General features: G+C 33.4%; 12 protein-coding genes. 5 read left to right on the forward strand and 7 right to left on the reverse strand.

The genetic code is table 11. The features are described from left to right. Nucleotides 1–280: 280 nt before the first annotated feature. A complete protein-coding gene (locus ACFCYJ_RS26625) occupies nucleotides 281–1,036 on the forward strand; it encodes a MerR family transcriptional regulator (RefSeq protein WP_376078895.1) in 756 nt (251 codons plus the stop codon). Between the two features lie 224 nt (nucleotides 1,037–1,260). Further along, nucleotides 1,261–1,851, forward strand: a complete 591-nt coding sequence (locus ACFCYJ_RS26630) for a VanZ family protein (RefSeq protein WP_376078896.1) — start codon at nucleotides 1,261–1,263, stop codon at nucleotides 1,849–1,851. Nucleotides 1,852–2,231: 380 nt separating this feature from the next. On the opposite strand, the gene ACFCYJ_RS26635 is transcribed toward ACFCYJ_RS26630, so the two are convergent. The 3 genes from ACFCYJ_RS26635 to ACFCYJ_RS26645 all read right to left on the reverse strand — a co-directional run bounded on the left by ACFCYJ_RS26635 (nucleotide 2,232) and on the right by ACFCYJ_RS26645 (nucleotide 4,552). Then, the gene (locus tag ACFCYJ_RS26635; RefSeq protein ID WP_376078898.1) at nucleotides 2,232–2,375 is read right to left on the reverse strand and encodes a hypothetical protein; all 144 of its coding nucleotides are present in this window, start codon (nucleotides 2,373–2,375) and stop codon (nucleotides 2,232–2,234) included. Nucleotides 2,376–2,807: 432 nt separating this feature from the next. Continuing rightward, complete coding sequence (locus tag ACFCYJ_RS26640) at nucleotides 2,808–3,827, reverse strand: ABC transporter permease (protein ID WP_376078899.1); 1,020 nt, start codon at nucleotides 3,825–3,827, stop codon at nucleotides 2,808–2,810. After that, nucleotides 3,824–4,552: an ABC transporter ATP-binding protein gene (locus tag ACFCYJ_RS26645; RefSeq protein ID WP_376078901.1), complete on the reverse strand. Its 729-nt coding sequence runs from the start codon at nucleotides 4,550–4,552 to the stop codon at nucleotides 3,824–3,826. The genes ACFCYJ_RS26640 and ACFCYJ_RS26645 overlap by 4 nt, the downstream gene beginning before the upstream one ends. Nucleotides 4,553–4,993: 441 nt before the next feature. Between ACFCYJ_RS26645 and ACFCYJ_RS26650 the strand changes: the two genes are divergently transcribed. Beyond that, complete coding sequence (locus ACFCYJ_RS26650) at nucleotides 4,994–5,593, forward strand: TetR/AcrR family transcriptional regulator (protein ID WP_376078903.1); 600 nt, start codon at nucleotides 4,994–4,996, stop codon at nucleotides 5,591–5,593. A gap of 59 nt (nucleotides 5,594–5,652) precedes the next feature. Here ACFCYJ_RS26650 and ACFCYJ_RS26655 read toward each other — a convergent pair whose 3' ends face one another. The 3 genes from ACFCYJ_RS26655 to ACFCYJ_RS26665 all read right to left on the reverse strand — a co-directional run bounded on the left by ACFCYJ_RS26655 (nucleotide 5,653) and on the right by ACFCYJ_RS26665 (nucleotide 8,444). Beyond that, nucleotides 5,653–6,450 (reverse strand): ABC transporter permease, encoded by a 798-nt coding sequence (locus ACFCYJ_RS26655; protein WP_376078905.1) that lies wholly within the window; start codon nucleotides 6,448–6,450, stop codon nucleotides 5,653–5,655. Further along, a complete protein-coding gene (locus tag ACFCYJ_RS26660) occupies nucleotides 6,447–7,334 on the reverse strand; it encodes an ABC transporter ATP-binding protein (RefSeq protein ID WP_376078913.1) in 888 nt (295 codons plus the stop codon). The genes ACFCYJ_RS26655 and ACFCYJ_RS26660 overlap by 4 nt, the downstream gene beginning before the upstream one ends. Nucleotides 7,335–7,544: 210 nt before the next feature. Further along, nucleotides 7,545–8,444 carry a hypothetical protein gene (locus ACFCYJ_RS26665; protein ID WP_376078906.1) on the reverse strand — a complete coding sequence of 300 codons (900 nt, stop codon included), beginning with the start codon at nucleotides 8,442–8,444 and terminating at the stop codon, nucleotides 7,545–7,547. Nucleotides 8,445–8,672: 228 nt separating this feature from the next. Here ACFCYJ_RS26665 and ACFCYJ_RS26670 point away from each other — a divergent pair, with 228 nt between their 5' ends. After that, on the forward strand, nucleotides 8,673–9,239 hold the full coding sequence (locus tag ACFCYJ_RS26670; protein ID WP_376078908.1) for a class I SAM-dependent methyltransferase: 567 nt from the start codon (nucleotides 8,673–8,675) through the stop codon (nucleotides 9,237–9,239). Then, a complete protein-coding gene (locus tag ACFCYJ_RS26675) occupies nucleotides 9,239–9,832 on the forward strand; it encodes a DedA family protein (RefSeq protein ID WP_376078910.1) in 594 nt (197 codons plus the stop codon). Before ACFCYJ_RS26670 ends, ACFCYJ_RS26675 begins: the two co-directional genes overlap by 1 nt. A 16-nt stretch (nucleotides 9,833–9,848) precedes the next feature. Here ACFCYJ_RS26675 and ACFCYJ_RS26680 read toward each other — a convergent pair whose 3' ends face one another. After that, nucleotides 9,849–10,052 carry a hypothetical protein gene (locus ACFCYJ_RS26680; RefSeq protein WP_376078911.1) on the reverse strand — a complete coding sequence of 68 codons (204 nt, stop codon included), beginning with the start codon at nucleotides 10,050–10,052 and terminating at the stop codon, nucleotides 9,849–9,851. Nucleotides 10,053–10,249: the final 197 nt, after the last annotated feature.

Below are 10,249 nucleotides of genomic sequence, written 5' to 3' on the forward strand. Positions count from 1 at the left end.
GAATGTTGGTGTGGTAACTACATTCTACACGAGGTCGTTATGGGCTTCCTTTATATTGACTTCTGGGTGTTGCACTTAATCTTACAATCCGTCATCTAAAAAAATAAATATGGTTTCTATTCTATCTTTTTCACTTATTATTCTGGAAGCGATATTAATTTTAATTGCCACGATTTATACTTTAAAAGGAAAAAGGTTTTCTTACCCAGTTATAAGATATTTTAAGGTATAGAAGATATTTTTCTACTTTCTAAATGAAAAGCTTTTCAATGAGGTGATAATGTTGAATAAAGATATATTTACTATAGGAGAATTTGTACAAAAGTCTGGTGTTAGCATCAGAACTCTTCGATATTATGACAGTATAGACTTATTGAAACCAAGCGATTATACAGATGGAGGACATAGATTATATTCAAAAGAAGATTTAACTCTATTACAAAAAATTAAAGCTCTACAGTTTTTAGGTCTTTCGCTAAAAGATATTAAAAATATGCTGGAAGAACAAACTGTTGAAGGTGGAATTTTAATAAAATCTTTAACTTATCATAAGAAGTTATTTGAAGCGAAAAAACTTGAGCTTGACAATATTATATCTGATTTAAATCATCTCATTGAAACAACAGAAGGTGTGGAAATCGTTAATGTTAATGTGTTTTGCTCAATGCTTCAAAAATTAATATTTGAAGAAGATAATGAGAAGTGGCTTAAAGAAAACTTTTCTAAGGATATAAATGATACATTGTTGAATATCACTAAACAGGAAGAAATTGATTTAGATAAAAAATGGAATATGGTACTTACCAAAATCAAACAATTAAGTTTTACTAAAGCCGAACCTTCCTCAAAAGAGGCACAAGAAGCTATAGAAATACTCCTAAAACTAATGGATGAAACTGCAAAAGGAAAATTAGATTCAATTGAAGAAAAGTTGCCATTTACAGAACCAATTTCATTTCCAAGCCCTTTTACCGAAAAGGAGACAGAATTTTTAAAAGAAGCTATAAATTGTCGTCGGAATAATAAATCAATTTAACATTGAACAAATAGTTACCTTCAGTATAAAGTTTGTGAAGGAATGTACTTAAAGTAACGGGTGCGATTGTTCAATAAGAGGCAGTCGCTTCTTGTGCTAACGGAGCAGTTTAGTGAAATAAGAACATCGAAATCAATATTATAGATAGGGAAAATTTGTTAACCCTTCATTAAGTTGCTATAGTAAAATGAATAGTGACTATAAAATAACGGGAGATGTTAATTATGCATTCAACATATGTTCTTTACAATATTGTTCCCTTAGCATTCTTAATTTTGTTAGTATATATTTTTATTGATGTATTACTTGATTATTTTAGAAAAGTAGAAAAAAGTGCTAAGAAACGAGTTATGTTATATAGCTCTATTTTTTACGTAATAAGCTTAGTTCAAATTAAATTGGGTGGATTCACGCTCCATCAAAATCCAGCAGACAATAATAGAACATTTATTTCAACGAATGACTGGTTTGGAATATTTGATACGATGCACTTTAATATTTCTATTTGGAGTTATTCAGCTTTATTTTATAATGTTATTTTATTTGTACCGTTTGGGATTTTCTTATTACTCCTTTTCGATTTAAAAAGTAACAAAAAAGCAATTTCTATTGTTATTTTAAGTTGTTTAGTGATAGATGTCGCCCGTCTTTTACTTGGGTGGTCTGGTTTTACTATAAGCAACTTTGGTAATACGGATATTATCTATTTGTTATTTAATGTTTTGGGTGGAGTCTTAGGAATATTTTTAGTAAAGTACGCAGTAAATTATATTCACTCATATAAATTAAAAAACCAAACAAAAATTGTCGAATAAAATATACACATATATACCTAAAAACGTTCCCAAACGCAAGTTTGGAAACACATCAAAAAGGCACGAATGTTGTTAAATCAACGTTCGTGCCTTTTTACGAGAACTATTGTTTATACAGCTTTTTATGCAAAGCTATATAAACATAGCTACGATAGGACTTTTCGAGATTTTTCATAGTGTGTTATCTGAATAAAAACCTGTATATAGAGACAATTTATTAAGCTGTATACCAGCATTTTTTTATCGTTCCTATACTTCAATTACAGGGGCTATAGTTGAAAAACAATTTTCCACAATCGGGCGCGATTGCGGAAGAAGCGTCGCTGTTCTTATTAAACTAACGGAGGCGTTAATTAAAGATCATTGAGTGGCATAGGCAGCTAAGATGTTGCAGAACTCTTATCAATTCTCCCTAAACAATCATGGTAGTAATCCGTTAAAGGTAGAAATGGCTGATTTCCTTTGAATACAAGTAACTGATATTTACTGTCGATATGTTTCGGGCAGTATTCATACCAATACATTTATTAGCACCTCACAAAATAGAACGTTTGTTCAATTTTGTTTTTTTATTTTTCTGTAAATTATTTAATCGTTTATTGAATCAATAGAAATGAAAGCAAAATAAAAAACGTACACCACAAAATTGAATTTAGTAATGTACATTTTTATAATATGTGCAACATTACAAACAAGTTATGATGTAGTAAACTATCATGTACATTTGCTTGTCTTTAATATTACAGAATATATACCTTTCTTTTTAAAATTTAAAAACCCCCTAGATAAAAAAATCTAGGAGGGGAGTTATGAGTTTATACAACTTCATACAACCGTATTAAATTAGCACAAAATATAAAAGGTCCAACTATCATCATAGTACACACAATTACTATTTGTAAAACTCTGCTACTTCTGAATTTAGAGGTAGTTTTTTTTGTACCAATACTTTTTGATTATAATGATCGATATTTTTTTAGACTTGCAATATTTAATGTAATAAATACAAAAGCGAAGCAAGCAAGAATTGCTAAGTCGGCTAGAATTTCACTAAAGGTATAGCCCTTATACATAACCCCATTTAACGCGTCAGCGGCATAGTAAAGAGGCATAATTCGACCAATATTTTGCAGCCATTCCACCATATTATCCAGTGGGAAAATACCTGAAAAGAAAATTTGCGGCACAATGACAAGCGGGATAAATTGCATCATTTGAAATTCTGATGCAGCAAAACTTGATAAGAGAGCTCCTAATGATAATGAAACAAGTGCAACGACAATGTTGATTAGTAGCACAAGCCAAATGGAGCCGACATGTACAATATCAAGGACATAAACCCCGAATAGAACAATAATAGTCGTTTGAATTAAAGCAAACAATCCATAGCCAATCATATAACCAGCAACAATTTCAGAACGTTTAATCGGTGTTGCTAGTAAGCGCTCCAATGTTCCTGAAGTTCGTTCTTTTAACAACGCTATACCTGTAATTAAAAAGACGAAAAAGAACACAAAGAAGCCTGTTAGCATCGGGCTAAAAATATCAAAAATAGCGGTATTTTCATCGCCATATACATAATCAGTCGTCAACTTCATCATTGCAGATTGTTCTGGCTGCAAAACCTGAGAAAGCTTCATCTTTAAAGCCTTGGCTGTTGACGGATCATCATTTAATAATGTGAGCTTCAATTGAGTTTGATGAAAGACTAACCAGCCATCATATTTTTCATCTTTTAAACTGGCAATAGTAAAATCATCATTTTTTTCGATAACTTGAAAATCCGCCTCTTCAAGCTTTTCAATTATTGATGCAGGGCCATTTGATACGACTAGTGTCATTTCAGGTTCGTTACTATTAAAAACAAAATACATTAATGAAAGCACAAGAAGAGGGGCGAAAAATAATAAGGCGAGTGTACGTTTATCGCGTATCATTTGCTGCATAATTCTTGTAACAATTGCGCCGATTCTCACAGAGCTTCACCCCCAGCCTTTAAAAACACTTCATCAAAGTCCTTTGCCTGATAATAAGCTTTCAAATCATGTGGTGTTCCATGCGCGATAATATGACCATTTCGTAGCATAGCTAACTGGTCACAGCGCTCTGCTTCGTCCATTGCATGTGTCGTCACTAAAATTGTCTTATGTTCATCGTTTTTTAGACGAATTAACTCCTGCCAAATTTCCTTTTTCAATACGGGATCAATCCCAACAGTTGGCTCATCTAAAATCAACAACTTTGGATTTTGGATAAGGGCAATTGCAAGAGATAATCTTCGTTTCATCCCTCCAGAATAATTCAACACCTTACTATTTAAATCATCTGTTAAATGAACAAGGCTTGCAGCATAATGGACACGCTCCACACGTTCTTTTTTTGATAATCGATAGAGCTTAGCAAAAAAATGAAGGTTCTCTTCACCAGTTAAATCCAAATACAGTGCATCAGATTGTGCCATATAGCCGATATCCGTTAGTAATTGCTTATGGGGGACTGTATGATTTAACACTTGAATATGACCATTGTCGGGCTTGATCATTCCCATAATCATTTTAATTAACGTCGTTTTCCCACAGCCTGAAGGGCCAAGTAAGCCAATTAGCTGTCCCTTTGGAATTTCTAAGGAAAGCGGGGCAATTACTTGTTTTTGATGAAACTTTTTTTCTATGGAATTCAATAAAATTGCACTATTTCCCATATAGCCATCTCTCCTTTACTAAACACAGTGTTGATATCTGAAATTTTAAGGCAGTGTATTAGGAATTTCAATAAACAGATAACTAAAAAGTGTTAAGTGATTATGGATTTCAACATTTTCGAGCAAGGTAAAATCAGACTGCCTAAATCACTCTTAAGATGGACTAATGCCAATTTAAATGAATCGTATTGTTTTATTTTGGGGGTTTCTATGATAGGGGTGCATTCTCGGTGCTATAGTTTTTCCCTCAAACACTTAAAAATTTTTAAAATAGCCATTTTACTAAATCTGATTAATGGAAATAACTAAGAAGAATGCCGATAAATAAGGTAACGCTGTAATGACTAGCACTATTTGACCTTATTGTGATCATTGATGTGACCATCTAACAACATTGCTAAATACTAACAGAATAAAGTGATAATACAATGGGGGTTCTAAATGTCTATTCACGATATGATGAATTTTGAAACAAAACGAGCTATAAAAAATGCATTACTTATACAAATAGAGGAAGAAGGTTTTGAAAGAGTAACAGTAAAAAATTTAGCTATTACTGCAAACATTAATCGAGGTACTTTTTATCTACATTATAAGGATAAATATGAAGTGATGGAGGATTTGCAACAGGAGCTATTAAATGAGCTAGAAAGCTATGTAAGAAATGTTCAACCACTAGATGCCTTCCACACGATAAAAACAGGTCAACTGTATCAACCGTTTATCGAAGTGTTTAAATGCATTAAAAAGCATGCAGCAGCCTTTCGAGTAATTTTAGGGGAACAAGGAAGCCCTGCTTTTAGTAAGAGGATGAAGAAAGTTTTTAGTAATCATATTTTGGACAGAATCTCTGTGATTCAAGGGGAGGGGCTTGATGCAGAATTCCAACAATATTTTGAGGCTTTTTTAACTTCCGCGATTTTAGGTGTTATTCAAGAGTGGTTAGACAGCGGAGATGAGGATTTAAATGTGGAGGAGTTAGCAATGATTCATTTTCGATTATTGCGCTTCATTGGTAATTTACCATCTTTGAAACAATGAGGTTTAGGTCTAAGAATCTGCTTGCTCCAAGAAAGCAAGCAGATTTTTACCTTTAGCATTCATAAATACAAATCACGCTTTACAAAAACACGAATCGCCAGCATATAGCATAGCATCCCAATGACAAACAATACCCCTATCATCCAAATAGACGAGCTATCTTGAGTCATTAATTTTTCAGGTGCAAACAATGAGTAAATGGTGAAATACTTAAGCTTTTCTAAAGAGCCACCCATATTACTAAGCGCTTGAATTAAATAAAAAAGAATTGGAATTCCTGTACTATACGCATAAGAGGTTCTTAAATCCTTGCTACTGCAGGATACAAAAAAGCAGTAGCCACTAATGGCAAATTGTAAGAAAAAAAGACCGATATTTAATGTTAAAAAAGCACTTATATCCAATTCATTTGGAAATAGAATCTCTGAAAATATGACTGTTACAAAAGTTGTTACTGTGAGCAGTGTAATGATGCTAGCAACCAAAAAAAATGCTTGCGTGAAGACAATTTTAAAACGTGTATTCGGTGTCGCAATTAAGTATGCCATGGAACCATTATCGATATAGCCCATCATTAGTTTATTTGCCAACATAATAATGAAGACTAAGGGCAGAACAAGTAATAAAAATCCATACAAATAGGTAGATAGAAATTCAATTAACGAATTACCTATGTTACTCATACCAAATGCTGACATCAATTCAGGCATTGTTTCGGTAAGCTTATTAAGGGTATTGCTCATTTCAGGGTTATACATATAGACAATACTAATGATATAGAGCATTAATACAGCGAGTATAATACTAAAAAGTTTAATAGTAGCTAGCATTTCATGTTTTAGCAAAGTAAAGTTCATGATTTTTCACCTCCACTTTCGTAGTAATGCATGAATATATCTTCAAGTGATTGTGAAATGATATCGAGGTCATTAATTTTATAGTCTGCTAATGTATGAAGCAATGTTTGGACATTACCCTGAATTTTTATAATTACTTGTGTTGGCCCGATCTGTTCAATTTTAAGTTGCTCGCCTAAAAAACGAGATAGCTCTTGCTCGCTTTGAAATTCTATTAAAAACTTTTTAGATTTTCGCTTTTTTAAGTCAGCAATTGTTTCCGTTGCAACAATTTTCCCAGCATTAAGGATCGCTACACGGTCACAAGTTTTTTCAATTTCTTCAATCATATGAGAGGACATGAATATGGTCGTTCCTTTTTCTTTTTCAGCTAAAATAAAATCGATAAACTTTGTTTGGATAAGAGGATCTAATCCACTTGTCGGTTCATCAAGAATGACGATCTCAGGGTTATGCATAAAAGCGCAAATGAGACCAGTTTTTTGCTTCATACCCTTTGACATTTTCTTAATTAGCCCAGTGGCATTTAATTCAAAGTATTCCATAAGTTCATTTGCTCTTGTTAAATCATGTAACCCTCGCATTTGGGCAATAAATTTGATGAATTGTTGTCCGGTCATTTTATCGATAAACGCAATTTCACCAGGTAAATAGCCTACAAATGTTTGAATTTCAGCGGTAGATTGGCGACAATCCAACCCTTTAATAAAACACTGTCCTTGTGTAGGTTGTAAGAAGCCCATTAAATGCCGAATTGTTGTAGATTTACCTGCACCATTGGGACCTAAAAATCCGAACACTTCACCTTTTTCAATTTGTAAGTCCACATTCTGTACACTATAAAAATCTCCAAACTTTTTAGTTAGATTATTGACTTCAATCATTGCCATACATGTCACCCCTTCGACTGTTCTTTATAATGATTATAAGGCCAATTTTCAAAAAATAAATTACTATACAATGAAACTCTAAACAGTGGGGCCAAATGGCTACTGCGATATAAAAAAAGAACATGAATGGCTTCTTTAAAAAGACTCCTTCATGTTCTCCGCCAAGTGATGACAATTTTACATGTGCCAACAGCTTGAAGATATTTATTCTCCATAATAATTATTCAATGCTACTTCTAAACGTTCTTCTAGGTACTTCGAAATATAACTCAACACAAATTGCTCTTTTTCCATCTCAATTTGAGAGGAACGAAAAAGTTTTCTGAAATAGCCTGCCTTATTTTCTATAGAGTATTGCTGTAATGCTTCTGTCCGTAATGTCGACACAATCTCATTTTCAATATGACGCTCACGAATTTTTTGAACAATATCCTTCACGCTATGCTCTTGGAGTTCTGAAATTTGTTTTTGTAAATTTTCGTTTTCTAGTTTAAGCTCTGCTGTTTCTTTTTGAATGTCTTCTACTTGAAGATCCGATTCAGAGGATACTAATTGAATTTTTTGTGCGAGAAAGTCTTGATTGATCGTCACTTGTATGGCGCCATGTTCTTCATCGGGAAGAATATTAAAAAGTCCAGTTTGTATCATTTGCTGAAGTACATTTCCAAGAACATCAACCTTATTCGCTAAATCATCAGTACCCATAGTTGTTGCAGTTATTTGATGTTTGATGAGTTGACCATTATCATCAATTCCTAGTAAAAGCTTTAAGCCTTTGACGCGGTGTTCATCTTTTAGCAGTAATATCATGCGAAGTCTTAAGATGGCGGGAAGGCTCAAACGAATATTAGTGTTTGGGCTATTCGTAGCATTATCAAAAATATACTGCTCAAATGGTTTAATATAATAGCGAAGCATCGCATCCGTTATTTCAAACCAGCTAGCGACTTCTGAAGTAGAATAATAATTTGTTTCCTCAATATGCGCTAAATAGCCGTCATTATAAAGTAATTTTTCTGAAGGTGTATTTTGTAGTACGACAAACAATGGGTCATGTTGTACAATTCCGAGTACCAATTCTTTTGCATCATTTAGTTTAAGCATCCTTTCACACCCCACTTATTTTTCCGTATCAATTATTCCTTATATAGGTTTCTATTCTACTGGAAGCAATTGTATGACTATATTGTGAGGGAAATAAATATTAGAACCAATGACCTAACAACCTTTTCTGTCTCTTAAGAAAAATTTAAGAAATCTCCTCGGAAATCTTTAAGAAATGCTCTTTATATTAAAAGTATTCAAATAATACTTTGAGCGGGGAGAAAATTTATGTTAACGTTCCTTACTGAATTTATAAAACATCCAAAAACGATAGGTGCGATTTCACCTAGTTCAAAAAAATTAGCGAAAAAAATGGTCGACCAAATTTGTTTTGAAAATGCCCGATGTATTGTTGAACTAGGTCCGGGTACGGGTTCATTTACGAAAGAATTGGTGAAAAGAAAAGAGCAGTCAACAATGTTAATTCTTATAGAAAATAATGAAATTTTTTATAAAAAGCTTCATGAACAATTTGAACATGAGCCGAGTATAATCGTAATACATGGATCAGCTGAGAATTTATGCATATATATGTCAGCATTAAATATTAAAAAAATTGATTATGTCGTATCTGGATTACCTTTTACATCATTGAATCCTGCCATTTCATCACGTATTTTGCAAAATGTAAAGGAATGCTTAGAGGACGGAGAATTTATCACATTCCAATACTCACTTGTTAGGAAATCCTTTATTCAAAATTATTTTGAGGATATTTCACATGAAAAAGTATGGATTAACCTTCCACCTGCCTATGTGCTCAGCTGCAAACTTGGAAATGTGAGGGCTAGTTAATGGGGTTACAAGATCTTTTATCATATATTGAGCAATACGGTTATTTCGCTTTATTTTTCAGCTTATGGCTAGGAATCGTGGGTATGCCCCTTCCTGATGAGATGATTGTTATGAGTGGTGGATTTTTATCATCTTTAGGAAAAATGGGTGTGTTGAAAGCTTTTGTATTAACTTATCTTGGCGCAGTTTCAGGACTTTCCTTAGGATTTATCCTTGGAAAAGTGTTTGGCCATAAAATACTTGATAAATTGGTGAAAAAGAACAAGGCTAAATATTTATTACAGTCAAAAGAACTAATAAATAAATATGGCCATTTTGCTTTAGTTATAAGCTATTTCATACCAATTGTTAGACATATACTCCCGTATTTGGTGGGTATGAATAACATGTCGTTTAAAAAATACGCTTTGTATTACTACACAGCAGGTTTTGTTTGGACATTGCTTTACTTTACACTTGGTTTATTCTTTGGAAAACACATTGAAAGTATTTCCATGCTTGCAACAAAATACGGTATATACTTTGGCGCTTTCGTCAGTATTGCAGGATGTTTTTATTATTTTTTTACACGAAAATTAAAGTCGGTATCGTAGAATGTTTTTATTGTTTTTATATACGAAAAATGAAAAAATAGTTAAAATTAGGAACTGTAATTATTAATAGGAAGTATATTATAGAAATAGGTTGATTGAAGTGGAGACTGGGCGACTCCTCGGGGATTGGCGATAGAGGAACGAAGGCTAAAAGCATCACATCCTGTGATAACGCCTTCGTGACCAACATCGGTGCCGCTGCCGCTTCGCTTTCGCGCAAAAAACATCTGTTGGCCCGAGACCCTGCAGCGAAGTGAAGCGGCTCATCGGACGCCCCCAGGAAGCTTTGCTCTGTGCGAAAGCGAAGCGGCAGCAACAATTGTTTTATCTGTGCGAAAGCGAAGCGGCAGCAACAAATATTTTATCTGTGCGAAAGCGAAGCGGCAGCAACAAATATTTTATCTGTGCGAAAGCGAA

This window comes from Lysinibacillus sp. NPDC056232 (assembly GCF_042267565.1).
Classification (GTDB): Bacteria; Bacillota; Bacilli; order Bacillales_A; family Planococcaceae; genus Lysinibacillus.

Excerpts from the sequence above, each read along its gene's own strand:
- ACFCYJ_RS26625 (WP_376078895.1), top strand. The coding sequence starts at position 281 with ATGTTGAATAAAGATATATTTACTATAGGAGAATTTGTACAAAAGTCT.
- ACFCYJ_RS26650 (WP_376078903.1), top strand. The coding sequence starts at position 4,994 with ATGTCTATTCACGATATGATGAATTTTGAAACAAAACGAGCTATAAAA.
- ACFCYJ_RS26675 (WP_376078910.1), top strand. The coding sequence starts at position 9,239 with ATGGGGTTACAAGATCTTTTATCATATATTGAGCAATACGGTTATTTC.
- ACFCYJ_RS26630 (WP_376078896.1), top strand. The coding sequence starts at position 1,261 with ATGCATTCAACATATGTTCTTTACAATATTGTTCCCTTAGCATTCTTA.
- ACFCYJ_RS26655 (WP_376078905.1), bottom strand. The coding sequence starts at position 6,450 with ATGAACTTTACTTTGCTAAAACATGAAATGCTAGCTACTATTAAACTT.
- ACFCYJ_RS26635 (WP_376078898.1), bottom strand. The coding sequence starts at position 2,375 with ATGTATTGGTATGAATACTGCCCGAAACATATCGACAGTAAATATCAG.
- ACFCYJ_RS26645 (WP_376078901.1), bottom strand. The coding sequence starts at position 4,552 with ATGGGAAATAGTGCAATTTTATTGAATTCCATAGAAAAAAAGTTTCAT.
- ACFCYJ_RS26670 (WP_376078908.1), top strand. The coding sequence starts at position 8,673 with ATGTTAACGTTCCTTACTGAATTTATAAAACATCCAAAAACGATAGGT.
- ACFCYJ_RS26660 (WP_376078913.1), bottom strand. The coding sequence starts at position 7,334 with ATGATTGAAGTCAATAATCTAACTAAAAAGTTTGGAGATTTTTATAGT.
- ACFCYJ_RS26665 (WP_376078906.1), bottom strand. The coding sequence starts at position 8,444 with ATGCTTAAACTAAATGATGCAAAAGAATTGGTACTCGGAATTGTACAA.